The organism is Streptomyces sp. NPDC045021 (assembly GCF_056432645.1).
On sequence record NZ_JBWKIQ010000009.1, the window covers coordinates 205345 to 220721 of the forward strand.

At 71.1% G+C, this 15377-nt stretch carries 7 protein-coding genes and 1 pseudogene; 1 reads left to right on the forward strand and 7 read right to left on the reverse strand.

Translation table 11 applies throughout. The annotated features are described in order from the left end of the window. Window positions 1–195: 195 nt before the first annotated feature. The 4 genes and pseudogenes from pepN to AC07DC_RS26390 form a co-directional block, all read right to left on the reverse strand. Window positions 196–2697: an aminopeptidase N gene (gene pepN, locus AC07DC_RS26375; RefSeq protein WP_478916967.1), complete on the reverse strand. Its 2502-nt coding sequence runs from the start codon at window positions 2695–2697 to the stop codon at window positions 196–198. Window positions 2698–2730: 33 nt separating this feature from the next. After that, entirely contained in the window at window positions 2731–3624 is an 894-nt protein-coding gene (locus AC07DC_RS26380) for a helix-turn-helix domain-containing protein (protein ID WP_478917124.1), read from the reverse strand. A gap of 91 nt (window positions 3625–3715) precedes the next feature. Continuing rightward, complete coding sequence (locus tag AC07DC_RS26385; RefSeq protein WP_478917125.1) at window positions 3716–4954, reverse strand: hypothetical protein; 1239 nt, start codon at window positions 4952–4954, stop codon at window positions 3716–3718. After that, window positions 4873–6822 (reverse strand): annotated as a pseudogene (locus AC07DC_RS26390) (endo-alpha-N-acetylgalactosaminidase family protein); the annotation flags it as partial. The pseudogene AC07DC_RS26390 and the gene AC07DC_RS26385, both read right to left, overlap by 82 nt. Window positions 6823–7200: 378 nt before the next feature. Between AC07DC_RS26390 and AC07DC_RS26395 the strand changes: the two are divergent. Next, window positions 7201–8097: a hypothetical protein gene (locus tag AC07DC_RS26395; RefSeq protein ID WP_478916968.1), complete on the forward strand. Its 897-nt coding sequence runs from the start codon at window positions 7201–7203 to the stop codon at window positions 8095–8097. A gap of 132 nt (window positions 8098–8229) precedes the next feature. On the opposite strand, the gene AC07DC_RS26400 is transcribed toward AC07DC_RS26395, so the two are convergent. The 3 genes from AC07DC_RS26400 to AC07DC_RS26410 all read right to left on the reverse strand — a co-directional run bounded on the left by AC07DC_RS26400 (window position 8230) and on the right by AC07DC_RS26410 (window position 15264). Then, the gene (locus AC07DC_RS26400; protein ID WP_478916969.1) at window positions 8230–9690 is read right to left on the reverse strand and encodes a glutamate synthase subunit beta; all 1461 of its coding nucleotides are present in this window, start codon (window positions 9688–9690) and stop codon (window positions 8230–8232) included. Continuing rightward, entirely contained in the window at window positions 9683–14224 is a 4542-nt protein-coding gene (gene gltB, locus AC07DC_RS26405) for a glutamate synthase large subunit (protein WP_478916970.1), read from the reverse strand. The genes AC07DC_RS26400 and gltB overlap by 8 nt, the downstream gene beginning before the upstream one ends. Before the next feature lie 305 nt (window positions 14225–14529). Continuing rightward, window positions 14530–15264, reverse strand: a complete 735-nt coding sequence (locus AC07DC_RS26410; protein WP_478916971.1) for a VIT1/CCC1 transporter family protein — start codon at window positions 15262–15264, stop codon at window positions 14530–14532. Window positions 15265–15377 lie beyond the last annotated feature (113 nt).

A 15377-nucleotide genomic window follows, 5' to 3' on the forward strand; every position in this document is an offset into this window, starting at 1 on the left:
GGTGGCCCCTTCGCGGTCGCTGCCTGTCGGGCGGGCGGTTCCGCCCGGTGTGCTCAACGAGAGCTACCGGTCAGGGGTATTGCGGGGCGGGTGCGGAGGATGGGATTCCGGCTGTTCGGGGGTGGTAGGGGCAGTCCGGATCATGGCCCGGCGCAGGGTGCCCGCGCGGCCGGCGGGCACCCTGGCGGACAGGTGTTAGTGGCCGGCCGGTGCGGGGTAGGTGGCCCGGATCTTCAACGCCCTTTGGAGGTCGTGGAGTTGGTCGGCGAGCTGGCGGCGCAGGGCGGGGACGGGGTTGGCGTCGCGCAGGCATTCCCCGCCGAGCCGCAGGGTGGCGGTATCGGTGGCCGTGGTGGGGAACGCGTACCGGCCGGCGGCCGTGGCGAGCGCGGGGCCGCGGCGGGCGGCGAGGGCGGTGGCGGCGGGGAAGTAGTGGGGAACGTACCCGTGCAGCAGGTGGTGCTGTTCCGGCTGCCAGAAGCCCTGGGCGGTGGCGGTGAACAGATAGGCCGAGAGGGCGTCGTTGTCGAACATCAGGGTCCAGGCGGCGTGTTTGGCCTGGGGGTCGGGCAGGGCGGCGCGGCAGCGGGCGGCGCCCTCCTCGCCGGAGGCGCTGGGGTCGTGGGCGAGTTCCGCGGCGATGTCGTCGGGGGTGGCGGCGCCGAGGACGGTGAGGCGCAGCAGTAGTTGCCAGCGCAGTTCGGGGTCGAGGGCTGGTCCGCCGGCGATCCGGCCGTCGGTGAGCCAGGAGCGCAGGGCGGCGGTGTTGGATTGGGTGGCGGCGCAGTCGATGAGGGTGCGGGCGGCGCTGAGGTGCAGGGCGGTGTCGTGGCCGTGGAGGAAGGTCCGGCAGACACCGGCGAGGAGGTTGAGGTCGGTGGTGCGCTGTGCGGGGTCGCGGTAGCGGTCGATGAGCTGGCCGCGGGTGAAGGTCAGGACGCCCTGGACGATGGCGGGGTCGGTTTCGGCGGGCAGGTGCCGCAGGACGAGGCCGAGGTAGTCGGCGGGCGGCAGTTCGCCGTCGCGCACCAGGTCGCGGGCGGCGTTCCAGACGACGGCGCGGGAGAGCGGGTCGGGCAGGCCGCCGAGGCATTCGGTGATGGTGCTCCACGACTGGTCGTCGAAGCGGATCTTGGTGTAGCTGAGGTCGCCGTCGTTGAGCAGGACCAGGTCGGGGCGGACGGGCCGGCCTTCGGGCAGCAGCGGGACGCGGGTGGTGGCGAGGTCGGCTTCGAGGCGTTCGCGCAGTACGAGGCGGCCGGGATCGGTCACGGCGCGGTCGTACAGGCCGACGGTGATGCGGTGCGGGCGGCTGCCGGTGCGGGCGATGTACGGCGCGGTGGTGTCGTCGAAGTTCGGCTGCAGGGTGTCGACGCCGGTGGTGCGCAGCCACTGTGCGGCCCATTTGCGGACGTCGCGGTCGGTGGCGCCGGCGAGGGAGTCGATGAAGTCGTCGAGGGTGGCGTTGCCGTAGCGGTGCCGGGCGATGTGGTCGTTGACGCCCGCGAGGAAGTCCTTGGTGCCGAGCCAGGCGACGAGTTGCCGCAGCGCGGAGGCGCCTTTCGCGTAGGAGATGCCGTCGAAGTTCAGCAGCGCGGAGGCGGTGTCGGGGACGGCTTCGGGGGCGACGGGGTGGGTGGAGGGGCGCTGGTCGGCGTCGTAGCCGAAGGCCTTGCGGGCGATGGCGAAGTCGGTCCAGGTGGTGGTGAAGCCGGTGGCTTCGGCGAGTACCTGGTAGCCGAGGTACTCGGCGAAGGACTCGTTGAGCCAGATGTCGTCCCACCAGCGCAGGGTGACGAGGTCGCCGAACCACATGTGGGCCATTTCGTGGGCGATGACGACGGCCCGGAACTGGCGTTCGGTGTGGGTGACGGCGGAGCGGTAGACGAACTCGTCGCGGAAGGTGACCAGGCCGGGATTCTCCATGGCGCCGAAGTTGAGTTCGGGGACGAACGCCTGGTCGTAGGAGTCGAAGACGTACGGCTCGTCGAAGATCTCGTGGTAGCGGTCGAAGCAGCGGCGGGTGGTGTCGAGGATCTCGGCCGCGTTGCTCTCCAGGTGCGGTCCCAGGCTCTTGCGGGTGTGCAGGCCGAAGGGCAGTCCGGCGTGTTCGGTGCGGATGCTGTGCCAGGGTCCGGCGGCCACCGCGAGGAGGTAGGTGCTGATGGGCGGGGTGGCGGCGATCTGCCAGCGGCCCTCTCCCGTGCGCTGGGCTATGCCGTTGCCGAGGACGGTCCAGGCGGTCGGGGCGGTGACCGTGACCTCGAAGACGGCCTTGAGGTCGGGCTGGTCGAAGGTGGCGGTGAGCGCGGGGCTGTGGTCGAGGCCGAGCTGGGTGTACGTGTAGACCTCGCCGTCGGCGGGGTCGGTGAAGCGGTGCATGCCTTCGCCGGTGCGGGAGTAGAGCATGTCCGCGTCGATCCGCAGTTCGTTGTCGGTGAGCAGATCGGTGAGCGGGAGCCGACCGTCGTCCAGGGTGCCGGGGTCGAGCGGGCGGCCGTTGAGTTCGACGCTGTGCAGCGCGGCGGGCCTGATGTCGACGAACGTGGTGGCGCCGGCTTCGCGCGCGGTGAAGCGGATCACGACGGTGGAGCGGAAGGTCGCGTCGCCGCGGGTCAGGTCCAGGTGGATCGCGTAATGGTGAACGTCGAGCAGGCGGGCGCGGGTCTCGGCCTCGGCGCGAGTCAGGGCTGGCATGCCGGACATGCTGCCGTACGGGGTGCCCGCAGGTCACGGCCCGGGGTGATCTGCGGCTTGCCGGGTGATGCGGCGGGGGTCGAGGTGGTCGGTGGACCAGCCGCCGGGGACGGTGCGGTACTGCTGTTCGCGGAAGCGTACGGGGGCGGCGCCGACCCGGCGGGTGAAGAGCCGGCTGAAGTAGGCGGGGTCCTCGTAGCCGACGCGGCGGGCGACGGCGGCGACCGGCAGGTCGGTGGCGGCGAGGAGTTCCTTGGCGCGGCCGAGCCGGATGCCGAGCAGGTAGTCCTTGGGGCTGCAGTCGGCGCTGCGGCGCACCGCGGCGCGCAGTTCGGCCAGGGTCATGCCGTGCCGGGTGGCGTGTTCCGCGATGGTCAGCGGCAGGAACGCGTCGCGGGCGAGGGCGTCGAGCACCCGGTCGCCGTCGCCGGTGGTGTCGGCGCGGGCGCGGCGCAGGGCGACGAGGAGTTCGTGGACGGCGGCGGAGCTCTCGACTTCGAGGAGCGGGTTTCCGGGGCGGGCCGCGCGGGCGATGCGGGCGATGACGGCGCGTGGTCCTGTGGTGTCGCTGAGCGGGACGATGGGCCGGTCGGGCTCGATGTAGCCGAGTTCGGTGTAGGTGGCGGCGGCCGGGCCGGTGAAGTCGACGAAGCTCTCGTCCCAGCCGCTGCCGGGGTGCGGCGCGTAGTGGTGTTCGGCGTCGGGGGTCAGCCACAGCAGGGTGGGCGCGGTGATCTCCACGGCTTCGCCGCCGCGGTGCCGGAACCAGCCGGTGCCGGCGCTGATGACGACGGCGACGTGGTGGTCGATGGTGCGTGGCCCGACGGTGGGCAGCGCTCCGTGCTGCATGCCGACGCCGAGGCACACCAGGCCGAGCCGGTGGTGGACCGGGTTCGGTGAGAAGTAGCGCATCCATGTATGGAACATCGAGGACTGATCTTGGCTCATGGAGTGCGGTGGTGGCCAGGGGGCCGGGGCCACGCCCCCGGCCCCCTGGCGGTTCGGGGAGCCGGAGGGGCTAGGGGGTCGCAGGGCCGAGGTCCGTGACGGTGAAGGTGTCGAGGGAGAATTCGGCGGTGTCGCTGTCGCCGGCCTTGCGCAGCCCCACCCAGGCGTCGCCGTCGGCGGGGGCGGTGAACTCGTAGCTGTGGGTGGCGGGTACGGCGGCGGCGGGCAGTACGGTTCGGGACAGTTCGGTGGTTTCCGGGCGGTCGGTGGCGGTGATCCAGGCGTACTGGCCGGCTTCCTCGTTCTCGTAGCGGAACGTGACGCGGTAGCGGTGGCCGGGGGTGAAGCGGGCGGTGTGCGGGACGGTCCGGTAGATCAGGCCGTCGTTCTCGCCGCGGGACTTGAGGGACTGGGTGCCGTCGATGATGTCGTCGATGACCTTGCCGTTCCAGCCGGCCTGGGTGAACGGGGAGTGCCGCTGCGCGATGTGGGTGCGCGGGTCGGTGACGTCGCCGGAGTCGCCCTTGACGAAGGCTCCCCAGCCCTGCGGGACGTTCTCGAAGTCCTCGTGGACGAGGGCGCCGGGGCTGCGGGTGGGGAGGGCTGGGACGACGCGGACGTTGTCGAAGGTGATACGGGCCGTTCCGGCGTCGGCGCACAGGGCGAGGGTGACCGGGCCGCCGCCCTCGGGGACGGTGAACCAGGTGAACATCCGCTGCATGCGGGAGCCGTGCTTGCGGTCGGCGGCGACGTAGTTGCCCGCGGTGGAGGTGTCGGTCCAGTTGACGGCGGTGACGCCGTCGGCGGTACGGACCTCCAGGGCGGCCCGGCGCCGCTCCCCCGCGCTGGCGCCGACCTCGACCTGGACGGAGGCGGCGTAGCTGCCGGGCCGCAGCCGCGACAGGCGCTGGCCGACGAAGGCGGCGGAGCCGGCGCCGATGACGAGTTCGTAGTCGCCGATCGGGTTGCGGACGACGCTCGCCGGTCCGTTGACGTGCCAGTCGTCGAGCCGGCCGGAGTTGAAGCCGGGGTCGTGGATCGGGGTGCCCTCGCCCCAGCCGGGGGCGGCCTGGCGGGGCGCCCCCGGTCGCGGTAGACGACGTAGGGCTGTCCGGGCTCGGCGGTCACGGTGACGGTGCCGGACCGGACCGGCAGGTCGCGTTCGAAGCGGCGGCCCTGGTCGGTGAGGCGGTAGAGGCTGACGGTGCGGGCCGCCGCCCAGCCGGCCGGGAGCCGCCAGGTCGAGGCGCCGGCCGCGGGGTTGTAGTGGTAGAGCTTCGGCGGGTTCTTGGCCTGCTTCGGCTCCCAGGGCAGCAGGTAGCTGCCGCCGCGGTAGACGGTCCGGCCGTCGGTGGTGATGGTCTTCGTGCCGTCGGTGTCGGCCACGGTGGTGCGGGTGGGTCCCGAGAAGGTGATCTCGTGGTCGGTCCAGGTGCTGATCGGGTACGCCTGCAGGTACTTGGCGGGCAGGTTCTCCGTCCAGATGGTGCGGTAGAAGGCGTTCCAGTCGGTCTTGCCGACCCAGCCCTCGAACGTGCCGAGCTTGGCGGTGCCCAGCAGCGGCCACTTGTCGGCGAAGACGTCCTTCTGGTGGTGCCGCACCATGCGGATGAGCTGGGAGTTGACACCGCGCGAGGTGTCGCCGCCGTAGTCGGTCTCGTTCGCCCAGTGGGACCACAGCGAGGAGCGTTCCAGGCCGTGGCCCCATTCGCTGGTGACGGTCCAGCCCTGGGCGCGCAGATGGCGCTGGAGCCGGTCGGAGGTCCATCCCGATTCGCGGAACACGTCGAGGTAGATGGTGTTCAGTGCCGGGTCGGTCTCGTCGCGCAGCTGCTGGAAGCGGGCGGCGATGTCGCCGCTGATCAGGTCGCGGCGGGCGTCGATGCGGTAGGACTGGTCGAGCCAGTCCCACTGCTTGTTGGTCTTGTCGACGAGCTTGTCGGAGAAGGCGTGGGCGACCGGGTAGGACTCGGTGGCGTTGACGTGGACGGCGAAGTCGCTGTTCCAGCGGGCGCCGCGGGAGACGAGGGTGTTGAGGTCGGCGAGGCCGCCCGCGCGCTGGTTGTAGTTGCCGCCGTAGTCGGGGTGCGCGGAGTCGTGGCCCTCGGACTGGTACCCCTTGAGGAGGGTGAACTGCCGCAGCCCGTCGGTGGCCAGCGAGATCCGCTTGACGTTGTCGAGGGTGGCCAGGAACGGGTTGGTGGCCTGGCTGGCGAAGTTGAACGGGATGTGCGGGACGACCCGCAGGTGCTGGGTGTCGGCGCCGAGCGGGGTGACGGCGATGTCCCGCAGTGCGATCGCCGCGTCCTGCCAGTCGGTCTTCCCGTCGCCGTTGCGGTCGCGGGTGACGATGACCTTGGCGTACGGCAGCGGCTCGGTGTCGGCGGTGGCGGCGCCGGCGGCCCGGTACGTCCACTGGCCGGGCGCCAGGCCGGATTCGATCCAGCCGTCGCCGGCCAGGGTCTGCCGCCAGAAGCGGCCGTTCTCCCAGGTGGTGCCCTGCGCGCCGACCGGCTTGTCGTAGACGGTGTTGCTCTCGATCGCGGCGCCGAGCGCGTCGGTGGCGACGACCGCGTAGGCGCAGCCGGTCGGCGCCGCCTCGGCGGGTGTGCCGGCGGTGACGCGGACGAGGGTGTCGCCGCTGGTGGCTTTGTCGAGCTGCAGCTTCGCGGCGAGCAGGGTGGCACCCGGCTGGTCGCTGCGGACGCTCAGCAGCCGCAGTCCGGGGATCTGCAGGGTGCCCACGCGCAGGCTTTCGGTGTCGGCGACGGCGGTGACCCGGAATTCGGTGGTCCACCCGTCGACGGTGATCTGCGCCTCGATGCGGGTCCCGCCGTCGAAGGCGAGGGTGTAGGCGATGCGGTCGGCACGGACCGTGCTGGTGACCTGCGGGGTGTGGGCGGCGCCGTCGATGAGGAGGGTGCTCGCGGGAGTGGGCGCGCCGTGGATGACGGCGCCGGTGCCGCGGTCGGTGTAGGAGACGACGCCGGGGAAGGCGGTGTGCACGCGGACGTCCAGGTACGCCGAGCGGAGCACCGCTTCGCCCGCGGCGGCCGTCGCGGCGGCGGCACTGCCCTGTCCGGGGACGAGCGCCGCGGCGAGTCCCGCGGCGGCGGTGGAGAGCACCACCGCGCGGCGGCTGGGACCGGCTTCCATGCTGGTGTCGGGGGCGGACATCGCACTCCTCACTACGGCATCGCCACGGCATGGCCGTGCCGCTGGGCGCACTGCCGGTTGCCGTGGGCCGCACTGCCGGCGACTGCCGGCTGTACAGCTGCTTTACGGGTCGATCGCCCTACACCTTGCGCCGGGAGTGCCCGGCGCGCCCATGGACAAAGGTGCGCCGCTGTTGGACTCCTGCGCCGGGCGGGTTCACGCGCTGATCGCCGTGCGTTCTCCTCGACAGGTGCCGCCGCGTCCCTCGAAAGGAGGGTCCAGCCGATCTTTGTGCCCGCTCGCGGAGGTACCACCAGTGGTTTTCGCGTCTACCCGGGTGCGGACGCGTAATCTCGGAACGTCACGAGTCCGCACCATGACCGGCGGGGGGAGGTGGCTGTGGCCGAGATCGAGCACGGGTTCCCGCACCTCGCCACGATCCAGACCTCGCTCACCGCGCTGTACAAGCGGCTCTCCGCCGACACGGTGGAGCAGTTCCCGGCGAGCGTGCGCCCGGAGTCGGTGGAGTTCCCGCCGGACGAGGACCCGTATCTGGGGGCGCAGCGGGTGGCGCGCGTCATGCTGCACCACTTCCGGCTGCCGGATGCCCGGATGGTGGTGGGGTTCCGCGACATGGTGCACGCGGGCAGCGTCGAGCTGGCGGCGGGCCCGGAGTACTTCGTCGAGCTGCACTCGCGGTTCAAGACGGACCGCCGTGATGTGGGCGCGGCGCTGGCGCACGAGGTGATGCACGTCTATCTGCACCGTCTCGGTCTGGAGCTGCCCGGCACCCGTGACAACGAGATCCTCACCGACACCGCGACCGCGTTCCTCGGGGCGGGGTGGCTGCTGCTGGACTCGTACCGGGAGGAGCCGGCGATCCGGGAGGACCGGCTGATGATGTCCGCGTACAAGCTGGGCTATCTCACGCCGGAAGAGTACGGCTATGTGCTTGCGAAGCGGGCGCTGGTCTTCGGCGACGACATCGAGCCGTGGTTCACCAGCCCGCTGGCGCGTGACGCCTACCGGACCGGACTGGAGCTCGCCGAACGGGAGCGGCGGCAGCCGCCGTTGCTCGCCGCCGGCTGGGCGGCCCGGCGGCGGTACGCCAAGGACCGTCGCTCGGGCACCGCGCACGCCGCGTCGCCGCTGGGCGGGTACTCCTTCGAGACGGCGAAGCCGCCGCGGGTCTCCTTCCCGTGCCCCACCTGCCATCAGCGCATCCGGGTCCCGGTGCGCGGCCGCCTCACCGCCCGTTGCACGCTCTGCCGGACGGTCCTGGAGTGCGACACCTAGGCCGGGCAGCCAGGCCGTGGGGCCGGGCCCTGCCGGGTGGGGGAAAACGGCTGCGGCGCCTGCCCCCCGTGGTCGGGGTGGGGCAGGCGCCGCATTGTTCCGTACGCCGTCGGACGGGACAGCAGGGGCCGGTCAGACGGTGACCGGGCGGTCCGTGGGTCGGATCGGGGCCGGCAGGGTGCTGGCGCCGGTCAGGAAGCGGTCCACCGCGCTGGCGGCCGAGCGGCCCTCGGCGATGGCCCACACGATGAGCGACTGGCCGCGGCCCGCGTCACCGGCGACGAAGACGCCATTGACGTTGGTCGCGTACGCCTGGTCGCGGGCGATGTTGCCGCGCGCGTCCAGTTCCAGGCCGAGCTGGTCGATCAGACCGTTCTTCTGGTCGGTGCCGGTGAAGCCCATGGCGAGCGTGACGAGCTGGGCCGGGATGGCACGCTCGGTGCCCGGCTGCGGCACGAACTTCCCGTCCTGGAACTCCACCTCGACCAGGTGCAGCGACTGGACGTTGCCGTCCTCGTCGCCCTCGAACTTCGCGGTGTTGACGGCGTAGACCCGCTCGCCGCCCTCCTCGTGCGCCGAGGTGACCTTGTACGTCATCGGCATCGTCGGCCAGGGCTGGTTGTTCGGGCGGTCCTCGGACGGCCGCGGCATGATCTCCAGCTGGGTGACCGAGGCCGCGCCCTGGCGGTGGGCAGTGCCGACGCAGTCGGCGCCGGTGTCGCCGCCGCCGATGACGACCACGTGCTTGCCCTCGGCGGTGATCGGCGGAGCGACGAAGTCGCCCTCCTGCACCTTGTTGGCGAGCGGCAGGTACTCCATCGCCTGGTGGATGCCACCGAGCTCGCGGCCGGGCACCGGCAGGTCGCGGGCCTGGGTGGCGCCGGCGGCGATGACGACCGCGTCATAGCGCTTCTTGAGCTTGTCGCCCGGCAGGTCGGTGCCGATCTGGACACCGGTGCGGAACTTGGTGCCCTCGGCGCGCATCTGCTCGATACGGCGGTTGATGTGCCGCTTTTCCATCTTGAACTCGGGGATGCCGTAGCGCAGCAGGCCGCCGATGCGGTCGGCGCGCTCGTACACCGCGACCGTGTGGCCGGCGCGGGTCAGCTGCTGGGCGGCGGCGAGACCGGCCGGGCCCGAGCCGATGACGGCGACGGTCTTGCCGGACAGCCGCTCCGGCGGCTGCGGGGTCACGTCACCGCTGTCCCACGCCTTGTCGATGATGGTGACTTCGACGTTCTTGATGGTGACCGCGTCCTGGTTGATGCCCAGCACGCAGGCGGACTCGCAGGGCGCGGGGCACAGCCGGCCGGTGAACTCCGGGAAGTTGTTGGTCGCGTGCAGCCGCTCGCTGGCCGCGGTCCAGTCCTCGCGGTAGGCGTAGTCGTTCCACTCGGGGATGAGGTTTCCCAGCGGACAGCCGTTGTGGCAGAACGGGATACCGCAGTCCATGCAGCGGCCGGCCTGCTTGCTGATGATCGGCAACAGCCCGCCGGGGATGTAGACCTCGTTCCAGTCCTGCTTGCGCTCCTCGACGGGACGCCGGTCGCACAGCTGGCGGGGCGTGGTGAGGAAGCCCTTGGGGTCAGCCATTAGCCGCCTCCATCATCTTCGCGGTGGTCTCGGACTCGGAGAGCCCGGCCTGCTCGGCGGCGTTCTTGGCGGCGAGCACTGCCTTGTAGTCCCTCGGCATGACCTTGCCGAAGCGGGTGAGGGTGGTTCCCCAGTCGCCGAGCAGCTTCTCGGCGACGGTGGAGCCGGTCTCCTCCTGGTGGCGGCGCACGACGTCGTGCAGCCACGTGATGTCCTCGGCGTCGAGCGCCTCGACGTTGACCATGCCGGTGTTGACGTTGTCCGGGTCGAGGTCCAGGACGTACGCGATGCCACCGGACATGCCGGCCGCGAAGTTGCGGCCCGTCTCGCCCAGGACGACGGCCCGGCCGCCGGTCATGTACTCGCAGCCGTGGTCGCCCACGCCCTCCGAAACGACGGTGGCGCCGGAGTTGCGGACGCAGAACCGTTCGCCGGTCCGGCCGCGCAGGAACAGCTCGCCGCCGGTCGCACCGTAGGCGATGGTGTTGCCCGCGATGGTGGAGAACTCGGCGAGGTGGTCGGCGCCGCGGTCCGGGCGGACGATGACGCGGCCGCCGGACAGGCCCTTGCCGACGTAGTCGTTGGCGTCGCCCTCCAGGCGGAGCGTGATGCCCCTGGGGAGGAAGGCGCCGAACGACTGGCCGGCGGAGCCGGTCAGGGTGATGTCGATGGTGTCCTCGGGCAGGCCCGCGCCGCCGTACTTCTTCGTCACCTCGTGGCCGAGCATGGTGCCGACCGTGCGGTTGACGTTGCGGATCGGGAGCTGGACGCGGACCGGGGCGCCGGTGGCCAGCGCCTCCTCCGCGAGCTGGATCAGCGTGTTGTCGAGCGCCTTCTCCAGACCGTGGTCCTGGACCGCGACCTGGTGGCGGACGGCGCCTTCGGGCAGCACCGGCACGTGGAGCAGCGGGGCCAGGTCCAGGCCCTGTGCCTTCCAGTGGTTGACGGCGCGGCCGGCGTCGATGAGCTCGGCGTGGCCGACGGCCTCCTCGATGGTGCGGAAGCCCAGCTCGGCGAGGATCTCGCGGACCTCTTCGGCGATGAACTCGAAGAAGTTGACGATGTACTCGGCCTTGCCGCTGAAGCGCTCGCGCAGCACCGGGTTCTGGGTGGCGACGCCGACCGGGCAGGTGTCCAGGTGGCAGACGCGCATCATGATGCAGCCCGAGACGACCAGTGGGGCGGTCGCGAAGCCGAACTCCTCGGCGCCCAGCAGGGCGGCGATGACGACGTCACGGCCGGTTTTGAGCTGGCCGTCGGTCTGCACGACGATGCGGTCGCGCAGGCCGTTGAGCAGCAGCGTCTGCTGGGTCTCGGCCAGGCCGAGCTCCCAGGGGCCGCCCGCGTGCTTGAGCGAGGTGAGCGGCGAGGCGCCCGTTCCGCCGTCGTGGCCGGAGATCAGGACGACGTCGGCGTGTGCCTTGGAGACACCGGCGGCGACGGTGCCGACGCCGACCTCGGAGACCAGCTTGACGTGAATGCGCGCCTTCGGGTTGGCGTTCTTCAGGTCGTGGATGAGCTGGGCGAGGTCCTCGATCGAGTAGATGTCGTGGTGCGGCGGCGGCGAGATCAGGCCGACGCCGGGCGTGCTGTGCCGGGTCTTGGCGACCCAGGGGTAGACCTTGTGGCCGGGCAGCTGGCCGCCCTCGCCGGGCTTGGCGCCCTGCGCCATCTTGATCTGGATGTCATCGGAGTTGACCAGGTATTCGCTGGTCACACCGAAGCGGCCGGAGGCGACCTGCTTGATGGCGCTGCGCCGGGCCGGGTCGTAGAGCCGTTCGGCGTCCTCGCCGCCCTCACCGGTGTTGGACTTGCCGCCCAGCTGGTTCATGGCGATGGCGAGGGTCTCGTGCGCCTCCATGGAGATGGAGCCGTACGACATGGCGCCGGTGGAGAAGCGCTTGACGATCGCGGAGACCGGCTCGACCTCGTCGATGGAGATCGGGGTGCGCTCGCCCTCCTTGAACGCGAACAGTCCGCGCAGCGTCATCAGGCGCTCCGACTGCTCGTCGACGCGGCTGGTGTACTGCTTGAAGATGTCGTAGCGGCGGGTGCGCGTGGAGTGCTGCAGCCGGAAGACCGTGTCGGGGTCGAACAGGTGCGGCTCGCCCTCGCGGCGCCACTGGTACTCGCCGCCGATGTCCAGGCGGCGGTGCGCGGCGGCGATGCCGGAGGCCGGGTAGGCCTTGGCGTGCCGGGCCGCGACCTCCTGGGCGACCACGTCGAGGCCGGAGCCGCCGAGCTTGGTGTCGGTGCCGTGGAAGTAGGTGTCCACGAACTCCGCGTCCAGGCCGATGGCCTCGAAGACCTGCGCGCCGCGGTAGGAGGCGACGGTGGAGATGCCCATCTTGGACATGACCTTCAGGACGCCCTTGCCGAGCGCCTTGATGAGGTTGCGGATCGCGTCCTCGGCCTCGATGCCCTGCAGGAAGGTGTCCGCCCGTGCCAGGTCCTCGACGGACTCCATGGCGAGGTACGGGTTGACGGCCGCGGCGCCGTAGCCGATGAGGAGCGCGACGTGGTGCACCTCGCGCACATCGCCGGCCTCGACGATCAGGCCGACCTGGGTGCGCTGCTTGGTGCGGATCAGGTGGTGGTGGACGGCCGAGGTGAGCAGCAGCGACGGGATCGGCGCGTGCTCGGCGTCGGAGTGCCGGTCGGACAGCACGATGAGGCGTGCGCCGTCCTCCATGGCGGTGTCGACCTCGGCGCAGATCTCGGACAGGCGCGCCGCGAGGGCGTCGCCGCCGCCCGTGACCCGGTACAGGCCGGACAGGGTCGCGGCGCTGAGGCCGGGCAGGTCGCCGTCGGCGTTGATGTGGATGAGCTTGGCCAGCTCGTCGTTGTCTATCACCGGGAAGGGCAGCACGACGTTGCGACAGGAGGCCGGCGACGGCTCCAGCAGGTTGCCGCCGGGGCCGACGGTGGAGATCAGCGAGGTGACGAGCTCCTCGCGGATGGCGTCCAGCGGCGGGTTGGTGACCTGCGCGAACAGCTGCGTGAAGTAGTCGAAGAGCAGCCGGGGGCGCTCGGACAGCGCCGCGATCGGCGAGTCGGTGCCCATGGAGCCGAGCGGCTCGCCGCCGCTCTTGGCCATCGGGGCGAGGATGACGCGCAGTTCTTCCTCGGTGTAGCCGAAGGTCTGCTGGCGGCGGGTGACCGAGGCGTGGGTGTGCACGATGTGCTCACGCTCGGGCAGGTCCTCCAGGGCGATCAGCCCGGCGTCGAGCCACTCCGCGTACGGGTGCTCGGCGGCCAGCGCCGTCTTGATCTCGTCGTCCTCGATGATGCGGTGCTCGGCGGTGTCGACGAGGAACATCTTGCCGGGCTGCAGCCGTCCCTTGCGGACGATCTTGCTCGGGGCGATGTCCAGCACGCCGGACTCCGAGGCGAGCACGACGAGGCCGTCGTCGGTGACCCAGTAGCGGCCGGGGCGCAGACCGTTGCGGTCCAGGACCGCGCCGACCTGGGTGCCGTCGGTGAAGGTGACACAGGCCGGGCCGTCCCAGGGCTCCATGATCGTGGAGTGGTACTGGTAGAACGCCCGGCGGGCCGGCTCCATCGAGGTGTGGTTCTCCCACGCCTCGGGGATCATCATCAGCACGCTGTGCGGCAGCGACCGGCCGCCGAGGTGCAGCAGCTCCAGCACCTCGTCGAAGGACGCGGTGTCCGAGGCGCCGGGGGTGCAGACCGGGAAGACCCGTTCCAGGCTGCCGTCGAACAGGTCGCTGTCGAGCTGGGACTCGCGGGCCCGCATCCAGTTGCGGTTGCCCTTGACGGTGTTGATCTCACCGTTGTGCGCCACGAACCGGTACGGGTGGGCCAGCGGCCAGCTCGGGAAGGTGTTGGTGGAGAAGCGGGAGTGCACCAGGGCGATCGCGGTGGCGGTCCGCCGGTCCGAGAGGTCCGGGAAGAACGGCTCCAGCTGCCCGGTGGTGAGCATGCCCTTGTAGATGATCGTGCGCGCGGACAGCGACGGGAAGTAGACGTCGGCCTCGCGCTCGGCGCGCTTGCGCAGCACGAAGGCGGGCCGGTCAAGCGCCAGGCCGGACCTGGTGCCGGTGGCGTCCGCCACGAACAGCTGGGCGAAGTGCGGCATCGTCGAGCGGGCGGTGGCACCGAGCAGCTCCGGCGCGACGGGGACCTCGCGCCAGCCGAGGACGCTGAGGCCCTCTTCCGCAGCGATCCGCTCGATCGCGTCGACGGCCTTGGTGCGGTCCTCGGTCTCGACGGGCAGGAATCCGATGCCTACGGCGTAGTGGCCGGCCTCGGGGAGAGCGAACCCGGCGGCTTCGCGCAGAAACGCGTCCGGGACCTGGAGGAGGATGCCCGCGCCGTCACCCGAGTCGGGTTCGGAACCGGTGGCACCTCGGTGCTCCAGATTGCGCAGAACGGTCAGTGCCTGCTCGACCAGCGCGTGGCTGGCCTCGCCCGTCAGGGTGGCCACGAAACCGACGCCACAGGCGTCGTGCTCGTTGCGGGGGTCGTACATTCCCTGCGGGGCGGGTCGCCCGTCCATGAACGCGGAACGCATCGGCTCTCCCGTCGTCGTCATTGGCATATATGCAGTGCCTGTCATAGGCATGCGCAATAGGGACGACGTTGGCCCTCTGCGATTTCGTGCAGGTTACATGATGGCTGAGTGTTCGAGAAGCGGATACTCAGTTCCATCATGTGGACAAGGTGCGGTGTATGCAGGGAGTACGCAGTACCCACGGACCATGTCGTTACAGAGCTGCCCGGGGCGGATCCCGCCCGGCGCCACGGTCTGATGCCCGGTGGTGCGGGACCTGAAACGAGGGGGAAACAACAGGAGGCTTGTGGCCTCGATCACTCGGCTCAGCCGACGGCGGTACCGATGAATGAACCCAGTACGAAGGTAACCCCCGCGGCCGCTCCACCCAACAGCAGCTGCCGGATCCCGCTGAACCACCACGAGCGGGCCGTCACCCGCGCCACCGCCGCGCCGCAGGCGAACAGACCCATCAGCGCCAGGACCAGCGCGGGCCACAGCGCCGTGGCGCCCAGCAGGTAGGGCAGCACCGGCAGCAGCGCGCCGAGCGCGAACGACACGAACGAGGAGCCGGCCGCCACCACCGGCGACGGCAGGTCGGACGGGTCGATGCCCAGCTCCTCGCGGGCGTGTATCTCCAGCGCCTGCTCGGGATCGGCCGACATCTGCCGGGCGACCTCCATGGCCAGCTCGGGCTCCACACCGCGCGAGACGTACAGCGCGGCCAGTTCCCGCAGCTCGTCCTTGGGGTGCCGGCTCAGCTCCAGCCGTTCGATGTCCAGCTCCGCCTCGACCAGCTCGCGCTGCGAGGCCACCGAGGTGTACTCCCCCGCCGCCATCGAGAACGCGCCGGCCGCCAGCCCCGCCAGCCCGGTGACCACAATCACCTTCGTGTCGACGTCGCCGCCGGCCACACCGGTCATCAGCGCGAGGTTCGAGACCAGTCCGTCCATCGCGCCGAACACCGCGGGCCGCAGCCAGCCACCGCTGACGTCGCGGTGTGTGTGATGCGCGACGTGGTACGGCGCGGGCTTCTCGTCGGTCTCGACGGCCGTCGACATGATGGCGGAACTCCCCTCCGACCGGAGCACTCGCCCCGGTTCCCTCCCTGCGAACAACCCGAAGGTACGCGCGAATTCCTCCGCATTCCAGCTAGGAAAGCCTGTCCTACCTG